Genomic DNA, 16,810 nt, shown 5'->3' with positions numbered 1-16,810 from the left:
CAAGACGCCGAACCAACCTACATAAATGCGGTTGTCGGTGCTGGTGACCCAGTTGCAAAACTGCGACCACAGGTTGGCGCTTTCGCGCTGCTGTAAGGTTGCTGTCATGGTTTTATGATTGCTGTATTTGGTTTTCAATGTTCGTGACGGCTTTGTGTTCCGCCATGTAAATAAATATAAACCTTTTATTTCGGTTTGTAAAGGGGTGTAACAACAGCTTAACTGATGAGAGTCATCAGGAAAGCTGATGAAACGATAAAGAGGCGAAAAGATTGCGTCGCTTCGATCGCACTTAACCCTAACGGGGAACAGGAGCTACCCGAGGTGGAGCAACTGGAGAAGGTGGAGCAACTGGAGCGATCGCAGGTGCAGGTGCAGGGCTGCGAGGAGGTGGAGCACTGCTGAACTGTTGCAGTTGCTGGGGGGTGAGCGATCGCAAAATTCTCAGTCCCAAAGTATTTCGGGAGATGCCCAGGGCGTAGTTTGGCTCTAAATACGGGCGGAACTTTGATTTGTTGTTCAAATAGCTTTCCATGAACGCTAGGCTGAGTCCGTTGAGGTAGCGGCGGGCTAAGGCGGGTTCGGGCCCGATCGCCTGTGCTGGTGGCAAAAAGACGCTTTGAGGGGATTGGTCGATCGTGGAAAAGTGAGTCCCGTTGTTCATCAGCACCAGATATTTGTTCGGCGATGTCAGCCATGTGAAGGGTTGAATTTGTTCGAGCAAAGCGGGGGCGACGGTATCGGCGGTGCCTGCGATTACCATGACTGGGATTTGGATTTTGCTGAGGTTTGTTTCTCCTAAAATGCTGCTGACGATCGGGTTGATGGCGATCGCAGCTTTGACGCGCGGATCGCCGAAATTGTACTGGTTGCGATCGAGGCTGCGGGCGCGGCACTGCAACAGCAGCGAGAGGTTCCAAGTTTCATTTTCCAGCTTGCAGTCTTTGTCTAGCTGTGCAAAGTTAATCTCGGCTCCCGCTAGTGTTAAAGCCGTATAGCCTCCGAAAGATTGGCCGATGACGCCGACTCGCTGCAAGTCTAGCTGTCCTCGGTAGGCCGGATTGGTTGTCGAAAGTTGGGTTAAATAATCGAGCAGGTCTTTGATGTCTAGGGGGCGGTTGACAAATTCTGCTGGTTCTGCTACTTCGTTGGCTCTGCCTGTTACTAGGTCTTGGATTTGTTGGGCGTTGCTGCCGGGGTGTTCGGGGACGGCGACGGCAAAGCCGTAGGAGGCTAGGTGTTTGGCTAAATACTCGTAGGAAATGCGATCGGAACCTAAACCGTGAGAAATTACTACGACTGGAGCCGGTTGCGGACTTTTGAGCGGCAGGTAAATGTCGATATCAAAGGTACGATCGCGATTTGGACTCGTCAGAGTTACCGATGATTTTTTCCAATTATAGGGGCCCTTTTCCTGGATCTGTAGCATTTCGGCGGGCGGTATCCCAGACTCCTCGGCTGCTTGTGTTTCCGACAACTTGGCGACTCCGGCGATCGTCCGATTGGAACGGTTGATCAGCGATGTCAGCTCGTTGGCGATACCCAAGCCGCGCGCAATGTCAATCCTGATGCCGTAAGTGGGGAATTTCCGCAGCACGTTGAGAATTGTCATGCCTTCTGGATCTGAGGCTGCTAAAATTAGGGCCGCTCGGATGGCATAAAATCCGGGCTGCCGAGCTTTGGTTTGAATTACTCGCCCCAAGCGTTCCAGCAGCAATTCTCCTTGAGGCGTGTAGAGGAATTGGGCGATCGTCACGTGGCTGATTTCTGCTTTCGCTTGCAGGCCGTTGCGAATCTCCGCTAGCTGTGATTTTTTGGCGTACTGAGCGAAGCCGTCCAAGTTTGAGTCTATTTTGCCTTCTTTGGCGAAGAGTGTCAGGGATTCGATCGGCACTGATACTTCTAGCGGCCCGTAAGTTATATAGATTCGTTCTGCTCCCAAGGCCGGTGCAGCAGTGCAAACAGCCGTGAATGCAAACAATCCTAGGTATTTTGGGGCGATCGACCGCCGAGCGCGAATTGCCGCAGTAGAGATACTCGGAAACAGACAGTTCATAACTTTAACACCTAGAACTTCTAATAATTAGTCGGTGAAACGATGTAAATTGTTTCACTAATATTTAATACCAAAAAATCGATCTTTACTTGGGAAATTAGGTTATCGTGGGAAGTATATCCAAAAGAGCAATTTTCTGACCTAACAAGACTAGCTGAACTTTAAAATTCAACGCCGAGGGGTGAGTGGATTTGAGAGTTGAGATTTGAGATTTGAGATTAACTCGGCAGATAAATCTGGAAGCTGAAACTAAGGTCTAAAATTTGGGGAGCATCTAGGACTTAAGGCGACGCTTGTATCCGTCTTTGGGCGAGGGGTCAAACCTACTATAATGCCCATTGATTATTGTTTCAGCTATCCCAGATATTTGCGATCGAGTTTGCAACTATAGCCTGAGTGAGAGAATTTATCATGTTCAATGCAACTGCCATCCTGATTGACGCTTTTGTGCAAGAGCTACAGGCCGGCTACCGCCGCACCTACGGCAAGTACAAGCCTGACTACCCTGAAATTATCGCCTGGGCGGGGACTATGGCTCTCGAAAACATCGCTAACTGCGATGCTCTTTACCACAATGTGGAACACACAATGCTCGTGGCCTTGGTGGGACAAGAGATTCTTCGCGGCAAGCATATTCGCGAAGGGGGTGTGTCGCCGGAAGATTGGCTGCACTACCTGATCTCACTGCTATGCCACGATATCGGCTACGTGAAAGGTGTTTGCCGCCAAGACCAAGAATCTGTGGGACTCTATGCTACTGGTATTGATGGAGGCATGGTTTCTGTGGCGATCGGCGCCACTTCTGCTAGTCTAACTCCTTATCATGTCGATCGAGGAAAACTCGTAATTGACGAACGCTTCGGCGGCCACACATTAATTGATGCCGAACAAATCAAGCGCAATATTGAGTTGACACGCTTCCCAGTTCCTGCTAGCGAAACCCATCAAGACCGAAACAACTATTCTGGGCTCGCCAGGGCCGCCGATTTGATCGGTCAATTGAGTGACCCAAATTACCTCCGCAAAATCAGCGCCCTATTCTACGAATTTGAGGAAGTCGGCACTAATAAAATCTTGGGCTACAAATCCCCGGGAGATTTGCGCCAAAATTACGCCAAGTTTTATTGGAACGGAGTTTTCCCATACATTCCAGCAGCTTTGAACTACTTGGAATTGACCCAGGGTGGCAAACAGATTATTGCCAACCTATACGCTAACGTGTTTCAAGTAGAACACGCTGAACCGCTTGCTTTCACCAAGCCGAACTCTCAAGATTCGATTAAATCCCGCGCCAACAGCAACTCGAAGGTTGAAAAAAATAGTGATAATCTTCAACCTTCCATGTCCGGTGGAGATAACAACAAGAAGTTTAGCGATTTTTCCGACCTGAATTTGTGAGAGTGTTTTCGCATAATTCATGATTTATCGACGCGAGTCATCATTAGAAAGTTTTAAGATTTTCTACTTGCTGGCTCCTTTTTGTTTGAGCTACAATAAATACTGTTTACTAGATTCGTAATACAAATTAGGTACGTTGTTGGGCTTTAGCCCTCTTTATAATATTCGGAAAGAGGGCTGAAGCCCAACAACGTACCTCATCTGCTTCCTTGCTCTTTTAAGACAATCTTAAGTAAAATGTATTGAGCTATAATAAGAGTAAGAAATCGTTGTCCCTTAGGGAAAATCAGGTCATGGCAACCAACAACATTGAAGTCGTTTTTAGCTTTGATACAACTGGCAGTATGTACCCTTGCTTGACGCAAGTTCGTCGGAAAATCAAAGAGACGGTAACAAGATTGCTTGATGAAATTCCTGGCATTCGCATTGGCATTATTGCTCACGGGGACTATTGCGATGCTGGCAGCACCTACGTGACTAAACACCTCGATTTGTCCGGTGATGTCGGCAAGATTTGCAATTTTGTGGAAAATGTCGAACCTACTGGCGGCGGCGATGCTCCAGAATGTTATGAATTAGTCTTGCACGAAGCTCAATCACTTTCCTGGACTCCCACTAATTCCAAAACATTCGTACTAATTGGCGACGATATCCCCCACGCACCCGCTCAAACTCCCCAAAAACTTAACTGGCGTCAAGAAGTAGATAAGTTAGCACAGATGGGAATTGCCGTTTACGGCATCCAAGCTCTCAACCGTCCCCATGCTACTTTATTCTACAAAGAACTAGCGGAAAAATCTGGCGGTTTTCACCTCAATCTCGACCAATTTTCCTACATCACAGATTTCTTTTTAGCAGTTTGTTACCAACAATCATCTGACGAACAACTACAAGCTTACGAACAAGAAGTTGTCAGTCAAGGTCGCATGAGTCGCGGCTTAAACAAGATGTTTGATACCATGATGAAGCGGGAAGGGACTGCTGTTTATGAGTCAGTAGAATTGCGCGCTGTCAAACCGGGGAGATTTCAGATTCTCGAAGTAGACAACGAGATTTCTATTAAAGCTTTTGTTCTGGAAAATGGTTTGGCTTTTAAAACCGGGCGCGGGTTTTATGAATTTACCAAAACAGAAACTATCCAAGGTAAGAAAGAAATTGTGCTGATGGAACGTTCGACAGGGGATTTATTTGAAGGAGAAGCGGCGCGAGAAATGTTGGGTTTGCCAATGGGTGAGACAGTTCGCATCAAGCCGAGCAATCTAGAAAAGTATGCGGTTTTTGTGCAAAGTACCTCGGCTAATCGCAAGCTGATGGGGGGAACTCGTTTCCTTTATGAAGTTGAAGATTGGGATCGTTAATCGATTTTAAATGTCCTAACTACAACCACAGAGTAGGGTGCATCTCACTTTTGAAGAGGGCGAAGCATGACCGCATATAAGTTATTAGTTATAATCCCATATTGACTACGGTCGTGCTTCGCCCCTACAAACATATTTACCAAAAACAGATGCACCCCGCAGAGCAGCGCAGATAATGCTAAAATTTCTATGGTTTGTGTTTGTAGCCTTTCTCAAAAAGATGAGGTATGACTGACAGTTTAATATAACTACTAAACTAGGAGGGCTAAAGCCCAACTACGTACCCGATCTTTTTGAGAACCGCTATATTCTAGTATCTGCGGTTAGACAATATACACTTTTAAATTAATATGCAACCAGAAATTCAGCAGCGAGTTAAACAATTGAGGCAGCAGCTACAGGAAGCTAGCTATGCTTATTATGTTCTTGATGCGCCGATGATGGCTGATGAGGTGTACGATCGCCTTTACCGAGAGTTGCAAGAGTTAGAATCAGATTATCCTGAGTTGATTGCTGCGGAAAGTCCGACTCAGCGCGTGGGAGAAAAGCCGGCTACTCAATTTTTTAGCGTCAAGCACAATATTCCTCTCTACAGTTTGGAAAATGCTTTTAATTTTGAGGAATTGACCAAATGGCAGGAACGCTGGCAGCGAATTGCACCCCCCCTAACCCCCCCTTATCAAGGGGGGGGACAAGATATGATTTTACCTTCCGAGGATGGCATTTCACCGCCCCTAACCCACCCTTATCAAGGGGGAAATGCACCCCCCCTAACCCCCCCTTATCAAGGGGGGGGACAAGATGGAATTGCACATCTACCTAGCAATGACGAAAACAGGGAAATTACTCCCCCCCTTAGCAAGGGGGGGCTGGGGGGGGGTTCCTACCAGGAAATTACTCCCCCCCTTAGCAAGGGGGGGTTGGGGGGGGTTTCCTATGTTTGTGAGTTAAAAATTGATGGTTCTGCTTTAGCGTTAACCTATGAAAATGGGGTTTTAGTTCGGGGTGCAACGCGGGGAGATGGGATTGCGGGAGAGGATATTACTCAAAATGTTAAGACTATTCGCTCGATTCCTCTCAAACTTAATTTAGATAATCCGCCGCCTGTGGTGGAAGTGCGGGGAGAGGCTTTTTTGTCTTTGGCTGTGTTTGAGGATATTAATCGGGAACGGGAAAAAGCGGGGGAACAATTGTTTGCTAATCCTCGCAATGCTGCGGCGGGTACGCTGCGACAGTTGGATTCTAAGATTGTAGATAAGCGACGGTTGGATTTCTTTGCTTATACTCTACATTTAGATGAGGGTAATGAGGAAAAGACGCAAGGGGAATCTTTGGAATTGTTGCGAAGGATGGGGTTTAAGGTGAATCCCAATCGGAAAATTTGCTCTTCGTTGGATGAGGTGCGGGAGTATTACGAATATTGGGATACTGAACGGCGAAATTTACCTTACATGACTGATGGGGTTGTTGTTAAGATTAATTCGGTTTGGCTGCAAAAACAATTGGGTTTTACTCAGAGGTTTCCGCGTTGGGCGATCGCACTTAAGTATCCGGCTGCCGAAGTCCCTACAATTGTAGAAGCAATAACTGTACAAGTCGGGAGAACCGGCGCGCTGACTCCCGTAGCGGAACTCAAACCGGTGCAGTTGGCTGGAACGACGGTTTCGCGGGCTTCTCTCCACAATAGCGATCGACTTTCCGATCTCAATCTCCATATCGGCGATACTGTAATTGTCAGAAAAGCTGGGGAAATTATACCAGAAGTTGTCCGAGTTTTAGCAGAACTTCGTCCCCCAAATGCTCAACTTTTTCAAATGCCTAGCTGCTGTCCCGAATGCACGCAGCCTGTGGTTCGCGAAAAGGGGGAGGCCGTGACTCGCTGCATCAACACGTCTTGTCCGGCGATTTTGAGGGGTTCCCTGATTCATTTTTGCAGCCGGGATGCTCTGGATATTAACGGTGTTGGGGAAAAGTTGGTGCAGCAGATGGTGGATAGCAATCTGGTGCAGTCGGCGGCGGATTTGTTTGATTTGACTGCTGACAGGTTGATGGGTTTGGAACGCATGGGTAAAAAGTTAGCAGAAAAGTTGGTAAGTGCGATCGCCCGATCGAAAAATCAACCTTATGCGCGGGTACTTTACGGCCTGGGCATCCGCCACGTCGGCAGTGTCAACGCTCAATTGTTGACTGAAAGGTTTGCCAATGTGGAAGAGTTAGCAGCGGTATCGGCGGCAGGAATTGAGGGAGTTTACGGCATCGGCCCGGAAATTGCACAAGCTGTTTATCAATGGTTTCGAGTTCCGGCAAATCAAAGTTTAATTGCACGGTTGCAAACTGCGGGATTGCAATTGCATTCAGAAATGAAAACTCAGAACTCGGCAGCTCAAAATTTACAATTTGCAGGTAAAACATTTGTACTTACCGGAACTTTGCCGACTCTAAAACGAGATGAAGCTAAGGATTTGATTGTCAAAGCTGGAGGAAAAGTCACAGGTTCTGTCAGTGCTAAAACCGATTATGTGGTTGTAGGTGAAGATGCTGGTTCTAAGTTGGAAAAGGCTCAATCTTTGGGGATTGAGCTACTGTCGGAGGCTGAGTTTATGGAACTTTTGGCAACTTGAAAATTGATAATTGTTCGTAAGGTGTAGCCATCAGCAATGTTTGTAGTCAGGAATGAAGTCCTCTAAATTCATGAGGACTGAAGTCCTCACTACGAACCTGTTTTGTGTTTGATATTCGGACTTCATTCCTCTGATTTTGATAAGGACTGAAGTCCTCACTACGAACCTGTTTTGCGGCAGGCGCAAAATAGCCGATCGCAAATTACGCAATACCTCAAAAGGCATAGAAATTGCGTTAGCGAAGCTTGCAAAAGAGGATCGCACTTCGTCAATATACATACTTCTCTCGCCTGGGCGCCCGAATCGGTTGTCGGCACAGGCTAGTTTTGCTAAAATTTGATATAGTTGGGATTTGCGATCGCGCGTAACTGCCAACCGAACAAAGTTCCAGCAATCAGAGGAGATACGTGATGTCGGAAATCCCAGAACAAACACAAACAAATTTGTCGGCTCCAGAAACAAGTTCCGAAAGCTCTATTTCTTGGACTGAAAACGTAAAAAGTAGCGTGGGAAACATCCTGAGCAGTTGGAAGGTGAAAGCAGGATTGGGAGTGGCTGTACTATTGGGAGTCTTAGTGTTGTCGTTTTTCTGGCAGCACATGATTGCAGTTGTAGGTATGAACAGTTGGGCGGCTCGATCGGGCGCTAGGGCGATCGAATGTATGGTAAGAGATACTAATAACGACGAGTATGTCAGTTGCAGCGCCCTCCTCGACCAGCAAATTGTCCCTCTCGAATGCAGTTCTAGTTTGTTAAACATCGGTTGTCGCGTCAATTACGGAACTGCGGCACCAAATCCGAGACAGCTTGGGCCCAGAGCTTCTGCTGATTTTAGATAATTTTTGACTAGCTTTGCCATCCTAAAAATATGATGCCGATGCCAAGCATAAATGAGGGAGGATCTCATTTTTTCAAAACGCATTTTTTATTGTAGTGCGAGCGTCCCCGCTCGCGAGTCTTGCATCGCTCGCGAGCGGGGACGCTCGCACTATTAAATGCAAAACTGAGATACTTCCAATAAATGGTGCGTCAGAATGAGATGAGGGGTGATAATTAAAAATTACCTTTCCTGACGCACCCTACCCTTGAATTGTTCTTTCTTCCTTCTTCCTTTGCTAGTTTGAGAGAACTTTTGATTAGCTTTGCCGAAAATATGATGCCGATGCCAAGCATAAATGGTGCGTCAGAATTAGATTAGGGGTAATGATTTAAAATTACCTTTCCTGACGCACCCTACCCTTGAATTCTTCCTTCTGTCAACTGTCAACTGTCAACTGTCAACTGTCAACTGTCAACTCTTCTTACCAAGGATTTCCGATGAGGGTGAAACTGCTCCAGTAGTAAGGATGAGAAAAATCTTGGGTTTGTTGTTGTATGTTATTCGGTAAATTTAAGTTGCCCGCTGTTGTCACTAATTGCCGATTTTCAATCCGAACTTGACGAGCAATCATCGCCTGTTGAGTAAGTTGCAGAGTTTCTGCCTTAGTTTTGCCTCCTCGAAGCTGGTGGTAAAATTCGCTCATTAGTCCCAAAGTGCCTCCGTCATCAACATACCACAAACTCCCTAAGGCAGATTTGGCGCCGGATTTGACTGCTAAACCTCCAAAACCTAACTCTGCTTCCCGATCGCCCAAAGCAGTTCTACAAGCACTCAACACTAACAAGTCTACCTGCGGATTGCGCCAATTTAAACTCTCCATGTCATTGAGCTGCAATTTGTAATTCCAGAGTTGAATGTAAGAATTGCTCGGTTGTCCCGAGGTGAAGTTAGCATGGGTTGCTAGGTGAACAATCCGAAATCCTTTGTTGGCGTGTTGCGAGTTGAGATTGTCTATAGTGAAACTCGAATTGAGGAAAGATTGCCCGCGCCACTGGGCAGAAATCGCTTCTAATTCGATCGGCACACTGGGCAAAGGCTTGTTATCGACAAATTCTGACCGTCCCATTGCTAGCACTGTGGCGTCTCTAACTGTCTTATATTCGCGATTAGTCAAGCTAAAACTCGGAATTAGGCTGAAACTGTATTTTTGAATCAAGAAGCCTTTACCGTCGTGCAAAGCGGCAAAGGGCACACTCCGCAATCCGGGATCGACTGACAGCAACAAGGTGTCAATTCCTAAGTTTTGCAAGTCTTTTTCTAGAGGTGCGATCGCCCATTGATACAGTTGCTGGGCGGAGGGAAGATAACTGCTAGTACCGATTTTTGCGGGATTGGTGATTTGTTCGCGGAACTCCTTAACGATGGGATCCAGAGCTTTTCTATTGGCTTCGGGGACGCTGTAGTGAATCGGCCGCCCTACGGGAGGCACTAAAATTAATTCCAGTCGATCGACTCGCGAGATTATATAGATAATACCAGACCGCTTGTGAGTTTCCTGTTCGATATTTCTTAATGTTTGTTGGAATTGCGCCATCATCACTTTTTGGTTGGGAAGGTTGGCTTTGACGCCTAGGTATTCTCCAAACTCTTGATTCCTGATTTGTTCGATTCCCCAGACTGTTTTTTCTATGTCGTTACCTTCAAAAAGTCGATCGGGAGGCGGAACATATCCCAGCACTAAATTAGGAGTAGGGTTGACTGCTGGCGGTGTTTCGCGGCGGGGCACTACTGGCGATTGGCTGGGGGGTAACTTACTGGTGATACTTGAATCCAGTGTTAAAATTTGACCCGCAGCAGGGCCGGGAGTGTCTAACGGTGGAATTCGACGGCGATTTGGAACGTCTTCTGGATCCTCGGGGGATGACGATTCAACCGCTGTTGGAGTTGGATTTGGAGTTGGAATTACGATCGGAGTTGGAGGTGGATTTGGAGTTGGAATTACGATCGGATTTGGACTCGGAGTTGGAATCACCGCCGGAGTTGGATTTGGACTCGGAGTTGGAATCACAACCGGAGTTGGATTTGGACTCGGAGTTGGAATCACCGCCGGAGTTGGATTTGGACTCGGAGTTGGAATCACCGCCGGAGTTGGATTTGGACTCGGAGTTGGAATCACAACCGGAGTTGGATTTGGACTCGGAGTTTGAATTGCGATCGGAGTGGGAGTTGGACTCGGAGTTTGAATGAGTGGGAGTTGGACTCGGAGTTTGAATTGCGATCGGAGTGGGAGTTGGACTCGGAGTTTGAATTGCGATCGGAGTGGGAGTTGGACTCGGAGTTTGAACCACAACCGGAGTGGGAGTTGGATTTGGAGTTGGAGTTGCGATCGGAGTGGGAGTTGGATTTGGAGTTGGAATCGGAGTTGGAGTTGGAGTTGGATCGATCCCATCATCAGTAGGAAATACAATACTAGGCACACCACTAGCTGTACGAGGAAACGACTGCGATGTAATGCTAGATGGCCCAGTTGTAATTGCAGCCGCCGTACCATTTATAGTTGCATTTCCCACGACAAACGGTTGAATCACTCCCCCTCCATCTCCTCCAGTGTGGGCAATTGAAATATTTCCTCCATCGGTGCCACCAGCAGTGGAAATACTAGCAAATCCTGTCGGCGAAAAAGTTGTTGGGAAAGAGCCTGTAGCTCGGAAAAAATTTCCCGCGACGGCTGTAACATTGCCGCCCTTGCCGTTAGTACCGCCTTGGGCATTGATGAAACCGACTTGAATATCGCCGATCGGATCTAAGAGCACATTGCCACCATTTCCGGCTGTACCGCTGGAGTTAATTTGTCCTGCTGTAATTGAAATTTTCGCATCAACAGTGATATTCCCGCCCGTACTTCCCGATGTATTCAAATTACCTGCTGTGAAAACGTTACCGCTTTTGAAGAAAATTTCTCCACCATTAGTAGTAACGTTTTTAACGCTGATATCGCCAGTGGCAGTAATATTAACGTTGATATTCTCGCTCGTACTTCCCGATGTATTCAAATTACCTGCTGTGAAAACGTTACCGCTTTTGAAGAAAATTTCTCCACCATTAGTAGTAATATTTTTAACCGTGATATCGCCGTTGGAAGTAATATTAACTTTGCCTGCGGTTACATCTCCCAATAAGTTGAATGTTTTCGTGTTTTGTGCTGTCACTTGTGCTGCATTAATTGTCGAATTGGCTGTGACATCGCCAGCATTTTTAATCAGAATATTTCCTAATTTGCTGCTGGCGCCCACCGATCCATTGAAAGTGATGCTGCCACTACCAGAGTCCAGAGTTAGGTTCCGGGCCGCATCTATACTGTCGATCGCACTTCCAAACGCAATATTCCCCCCAGCCGTGCTCAATACAGCATCATTCGTCAGCCCGATCGCACCATCAATATTGATATTGCCGTTATTCGTGGTAACATTGCCACCCAATTTAGTATTTAAGGCAGTCACATTCAAACCTGTCAGTGGCGTTGTTTTTCCGATATCTCCTTGCAGCAGCACATTACCTTTAGTAGCATTGATGTTCAAGCGCCGAGATCCATCGATCGCACCTGCGACACTAACATTACCTGTGTCACTACTGAGAATGGCATCACTGCCGAGTTGGACTTTGCCGTTAAGAGTAAGACTGCTGTTGTCTTTGCCGGTAATATTGGCGTTAAGTGCGATCGTACCAGTTCCCGTTTGAATCGTGACTGGATCGGAAAAAGTGCGATCGCTAGGAATAGTAATATTACCGGTGCCATCCGATCGCCCGATCGCGATCGAGCTAAATCCCTTTTGAATCAACTTAATTTCCGATGGAGTCAAATCTAAAGCGGGAGTAGTGTTATCAGTTCCTCCAACCACAATATTTTGTCCTGCTGTTGCCGGTTGCAGTGTGAGCGCACCAGTACCAGAAACTGGCCCAGCAAAATTAATTTCACCTGCTTTTAAAGTCAGCGGGTTACTTCCTGCCGACAAACTCGAATCGAAAGCAATAGTTGCATTTCCTAGTGTAAAAGTTACAGCAGCATTTAATGTCACTGCATCTCCGTAAGTTTGATTGCCGGTTGTCGTGACATTTCCCTTTACCTGAGTTTTCCCGCCTGCATCTGTAGTCAAACTCGCTGCATTGATCGTTTGATTAAATGCGGTTGTTCCTGTAGAGTTAGTTGTTAAATTGCCGAGATCCTTTGGACTTCCAACTGCACCGTTGAATGTAATATTACCACTACCCGCATTGACTTTCAAATCCCCGCTACCGTCAACTGTATTGTTGAAAGTAACGTCGCTACCTGCTTTGAGAATCGGATTGTTGGCGATTGTAACTGCATCTGTGTAGGTTTGAGAGCCGGTTGTCGTGACATCTCCCTTCAGTTGAGTTGTGCCGCCACCACCAGCAGTCAAACTTGCGGCATTGACTGTTTTATTAAATGCAGTTGTTCCTTTAGATAGAGTTGTTAAATTGCCGATCGCACTTTTATCCCCAACTGCATCCTTAAATGTAACATCACCAGTAGTCCCATCCACAGTCAAATCGCTGATGTTATTAGACTTAACAGTATTATTGAAAGTAATGCCTGTGCCTGAGAGAGTGAGATTCTTGGCAGTCGTGACAGCATCTCCATAGGTTTGAGGGCCGGTGGTAGTGACATCGCCATTGAGTGTAGTTGTGCCACCACCATCTGTAATCAAACTTGCGGCATTGACTGTTTTATTAAATGCAGTTATTCCTTGAGAGTTAACTTTAAGATTGCCGATCGCACTTAGATTTCCAACTGCACTACTGAACGTAACATCACCAGTACCCCCATCCACAGTAAAATCGCTGCCACTGTTACTAAGGTTAACAATATTCTTGAAAGTAATACCGTTACCTGCTGTGAGAGTTGGATTTATTTTGGTGATTGTAACTGTATTTTGATAGGTTTGACTGCCGGTGGTTGTCACATTACCATTGAGTATAGTTGTACCGCCAGTATCTGTAGTCAAACTTGCAGCATTGACTGTTTCATTGAATAGAATTGTTCCTTGAGAGTTAACTTTAAGATTGCCGATCGCACTTTTATCCCCAACTGCACCGGTGAATATAATATTTCCCGTACCTGCCGTTAAACTTAGGTCTTTGGTTCCTGTCAGTGCGCCCTTGACGGTGTTGTTGAACAGAATATTTGCACCTGCACCTGTGTTGACAGAAGCATTATCTTGGACGAGTACAGGACTTTGGAAAGTGATATCTTGCTTGATGGTGCTAACGCCTGCGTTGAGTGTTGTCTTGCCGTCAAAAACGATCGAGGCATTATCTTTTCCGGTGAGTGGTTGATTGATAACGATCGCACCGCCGGGAGATTTAACAGTCACCGGATCTTGGAAACTGTGAGGTCTGTCAAAGGTAATTGTACCAGTGCCGTCTGTTCTGCCGATCGCGATCGACTTAAATCCATCTTGCAGGGCATCTTGAAACTGCTGTCCCACATAAATAGTATTCGGATCGACAGGATTAGCTAATCCATTTATGAACTGAATATTACCGCTTGCATCAAACGGTTGCAGAGAAAAAGTACCCGTACCTTGAACAGAATTAGCAGCCCCACCAAAGTTAGCTTCTTTCCCAATTAACGAAATATTTCCCGTGCCGGAATTTATTTGAGCCACATTAACATTCTTAGAAGCTTTCAGAGTGATATCTCCCCCCGAAGCACTCGTGTTAACTGATCCTGATGTTGTAATATTGCCCTTATTGCTCGTAAGCGCGATCGCCCCTCCGGGATTCTTAGTAGTAATATTGGCCGTGGCAATATCGCCAGTTGTTTTGATACTTATAGCGCCAGTGCTGGTAATATTGGCTTCTGGATTTACCCCAAGTGCAGCCAAGGGATTAGTGTCACCGACAGGCCCGTTAAAATTGACAGTACCAGTTCCAGCAGTAATATTTAATTTATTGTTGCCGTCAACAGTGCCGCCAAAGGTAATATTCCCACCGCTGAGGTTTTTAGTGTTGAGAGTGACATCATTACCGAGGGAAACTTTGCCGACAAACGAGATACTCTTGTCTTGAGTAGTAATTGGGCCATTGACTGCGATCGCGCCTCCGCTTGGAGATTGCAAAGTTGTCGAGTAAGGGAAAGTAACACCAGCGGGGTTAATGGCGATCGTCCCCTTCCCGTCAGCCCGTCCGATTACCATTTCATTAAACCCCTTGAACCGTGCAAGTTCAGCATTCCTGAGCTGCAAAACATTAGGATCATCGAGATCGGTGCCGCCAACAGTAATACCTAAACTCGGCGTCAGAGGTTGCAACCGAATTGTACCAGCACCCTTGACTTCAGATGGGGCTAACAGTTGAATTCGATCGCCTGTCAAAGTAACATTTCCGCCGGTGCCTTTGGATTCCACCAACCCTAAAATTGCAATGCCGATGTTGTCCTTCCCGCTTCCCTTACCTGTTCCAGTAAACGTGATATCCCCACTTTTGGTCGATCCAACTTGAGCCGGAACATCAATATTTATCCCTTGATTATTATTCCCCTTCCCATCACCGCCAACACCGTTTAGAGTCACTTTCCCGGTGCCTGTGGATTCCACCAACCCTTGAATCAGAATGCCGGTGTTGTTATCCCCGCTTCCCTTGCCTGTTCCAGTAAACGTGATATCCCCAGTGTTCGTCGATCGAACTTGAGCAGGAAAAGAAATCAATATCCCTTCATTATTGTTATTCCCATTCCCATCACTGGCAACACCGTTTAGAGTCACTTTCCCAATGCCTGTGGATTCCACCAACCCTAAAATCGCAATGCCCGTGTTGTTATCCCCGCTCCCCGAACCTGTTCCAGTCAGGGTAATATCTCCATCCTTCGATAGAACCTTCGATCGAACTGGTAAGCCATTGTTAGCAATAAATATCCCTCCAGTGCTACCTATCCCATTACCACCCGTACCCGTCAGGTTGACTTTTCCCGTCCCCGTTGATTCCACCAAGTCGTTATTCACTAACCGGATGCCGTATTTAGCAGATCCGCTGCCAATACCAGTGAAAGTAATATCACCATCGACTGAAGTTATCGTAGAGCTACGCAAAACTATCCCGTCACTATTGAGACTACTACCGCTAGTCCCATTGAGGGTAATTTTTCCTGTTCCAGTTGTTGTTAACGTGCCAGTAAATATCTCAAGACCAGTGTTGTTTGCTGTGTTTCCTGCACTACCATTGAGGTCAATGTTTCCACCATTAGCATTGATTTTTCCACCAACATTAATTCCTGGTGTAGTGGCAACATTCGCGCGACCAATACCTGTAAAATTCCCACCATTTGTATTGATCGTCACATTGCCAATGGTGAGACTACCACCATTGAGATTGTCGGCATCAGCATTCAGAGTAACGTTACCTGCTTTAGTTGTAATATTAGCCTTGACATCAATGTTGTTATTAGCTAAAGCCGTCAATCCAACTCCCGGAGTAGCTATATTGACCGGAGCATTAAAAGTAATATCATTGGTAGCTTGCAAAATCACATTAGTCGCAGCACTATTAATTAGAGCAGCATCAATCGTATTTCCCCCAATGTCAGGATCGGCAAATTGATCTACCTGAGTTAGTGCAGTAAAAGTTCCCGCGCCATTTTGAATCGTAATATTTGTGGGATCGAGCAACAATAATCCAGGATTACCGTTAGCAGCCAGAGTATTAACATTGCCTCGGAAGTCTAAAAATTGTTTTCCCGACACCTCCACAAACCCGCCATTCCCCGACAACAAGCCACCTCGGGCAGTAATATTGCCATTAAACCGAGTAGTTTCATCAGCCCAAACGATCGCTCGCCCGCCATTCCCGTTGCTAATCGCATCCACATTAATCGTCGAATCTGCACTCACAAATGTCCGCAAAGCATTCGGTACAGTCCCCAAACCCTGAAAATCTCCCCCAATCAGTACATTCCCACCGCCGTTAATACCCGAAGCATCGATGTTAGCCGCGATCGCACCTACACGATCGCCCAATATGCTAACATTACCCCCAGTATTGCCCGAGACGTTGATACTGCCACTGGCGATCGCAGTTCCAGGCACAACAGGCACAGCCACATTCCCCGCCAGCACCACATCCCCATTGGCATTTACCGTCAAATTCGTTGCTTGTTCCTGGCTTTTTCCAGTCAGCAACTGCGGCAAAGATAGCACTGGCTGCGCGAAATTATTCGGCAAGGAACTTTGGCTAGCTGTCGGCTGAATTTCCAGACTCAGCAAATTTCCGGTTTGAGCGATCCGTACCAAATTTTGACCGGGTACGGCCATCACGGTAATATTGCCAGACGGCGCAGTTAACTGACCGGTATTGACTACCGTACCACCGATTAAACTTAAACTTTGACCGGGCGCCACCGTCAAATTCCCTGCATTTACAATGCTTCCTGCTTGCGGACTGGTAAATGCGAAACTGTTCGGATTCCCGATTAAGCTTGCCCAGTTGTTATTGCCGATCGCACTAAACCACTGATTGTTCCCAAAACCGATACCTGTGGCCG

The 16,810-nt window shown here is 46.5% G+C and carries 7 protein-coding genes and 1 pseudogene; 4 read left to right on the top strand and 4 right to left on the bottom strand.

Annotated features, from left to right (window positions below):
• Positions 1–108: pseudogene (locus tag JGK36_RS04715) on the bottom strand (photosystem II q(b) protein); the annotation flags it as partial.
• Positions 109–298: 190 nt separating this feature from the next.
• Positions 299–2,056 (bottom strand): alpha/beta hydrolase, encoded by a 1,758-nt coding sequence (locus JGK36_RS04710; protein WP_293196363.1) that lies wholly within the window; start codon positions 2,054–2,056, stop codon positions 299–301.
• Positions 2,057–2,467: 411 nt separating this feature from the next.
• Between JGK36_RS04710 and JGK36_RS04705 the strand changes: the two genes are divergently transcribed.
• The 4 genes from JGK36_RS04705 (at position 2,468) to JGK36_RS04690 (ending at position 8,272) form a co-directional block, all read left to right on the top strand.
• The gene (locus tag JGK36_RS04705) at positions 2,468–3,454 is read left to right on the top strand and encodes an Npun_R2479 family HD domain-containing metalloprotein (protein ID WP_293196361.1); all 987 of its coding nucleotides are present in this window, start codon (positions 2,468–2,470) and stop codon (positions 3,452–3,454) included.
• Between the two features lie 293 nt (positions 3,455–3,747).
• Entirely contained in the window at positions 3,748–4,812 is a 1,065-nt protein-coding gene (locus JGK36_RS04700) for a vWA domain-containing protein (RefSeq protein ID WP_293183051.1), read from the top strand.
• Between the two features lie 350 nt (positions 4,813–5,162).
• On the top strand, positions 5,163–7,433 hold the full coding sequence (ligA, locus tag JGK36_RS04695; RefSeq protein WP_293196359.1) for an NAD-dependent DNA ligase LigA: 2,271 nt from the start codon (positions 5,163–5,165) through the stop codon (positions 7,431–7,433).
• A gap of 410 nt (positions 7,434–7,843) precedes the next feature.
• Complete coding sequence (locus JGK36_RS04690; protein ID WP_293196357.1) at positions 7,844–8,272, top strand: hypothetical protein; 429 nt, start codon at positions 7,844–7,846, stop codon at positions 8,270–8,272.
• 462 nt (positions 8,273–8,734) lie between these two features.
• Here the strand turns inward: JGK36_RS04690 and JGK36_RS04685 are convergent, their stop codons facing one another.
• The gene (locus JGK36_RS04685) at positions 8,735–9,847 is read right to left on the bottom strand and encodes a CHAT domain-containing protein (protein WP_293196367.1); all 1,113 of its coding nucleotides are present in this window, start codon (positions 9,845–9,847) and stop codon (positions 8,735–8,737) included.
• 334 nt (positions 9,848–10,181) lie between these two features.
• Positions 10,182–16,667: a hypothetical protein gene (locus JGK36_RS04680; protein ID WP_293200824.1), complete on the bottom strand. Its 6,486-nt coding sequence runs from the start codon at positions 16,665–16,667 to the stop codon at positions 10,182–10,184.
• Positions 16,668–16,810: the final 143 nt, after the last annotated feature.

Source organism: Microcoleus sp. PH2017_35_SFW_U_B (genome assembly GCF_020737865.1).
Classification (GTDB): Bacteria; Cyanobacteriota; Cyanobacteriia; order Cyanobacteriales; family Microcoleaceae; genus Microcoleus.
Note: the sequence above shows the minus strand (reverse complement) of the source record. Positions and strands in the feature narration are given on the sequence as shown.

What these genes read in the sequence shown, in the direction of transcription:
- JGK36_RS04710 (WP_293196363.1), bottom strand. Translation starts at nt 2,056, where the DNA reads ATGAACTGTCTGTTTCCGAGTATCTCTACTGCGGCAATTCGCGCTCGG.
- JGK36_RS04705 (WP_293196361.1), top strand. Translation starts at nt 2,468, where the DNA reads ATGTTCAATGCAACTGCCATCCTGATTGACGCTTTTGTGCAAGAGCTA.
- JGK36_RS04700 (WP_293183051.1), top strand. Translation starts at nt 3,748, where the DNA reads ATGGCAACCAACAACATTGAAGTCGTTTTTAGCTTTGATACAACTGGC.
- ligA (WP_293196359.1), top strand. Translation starts at nt 5,163, where the DNA reads ATGCAACCAGAAATTCAGCAGCGAGTTAAACAATTGAGGCAGCAGCTA.
- JGK36_RS04690 (WP_293196357.1), top strand. Translation starts at nt 7,844, where the DNA reads ATGTCGGAAATCCCAGAACAAACACAAACAAATTTGTCGGCTCCAGAA.
- JGK36_RS04685 (WP_293196367.1), bottom strand. Translation starts at nt 9,847, where the DNA reads ATGGCGCAATTCCAACAAACATTAAGAAATATCGAACAGGAAACTCAC.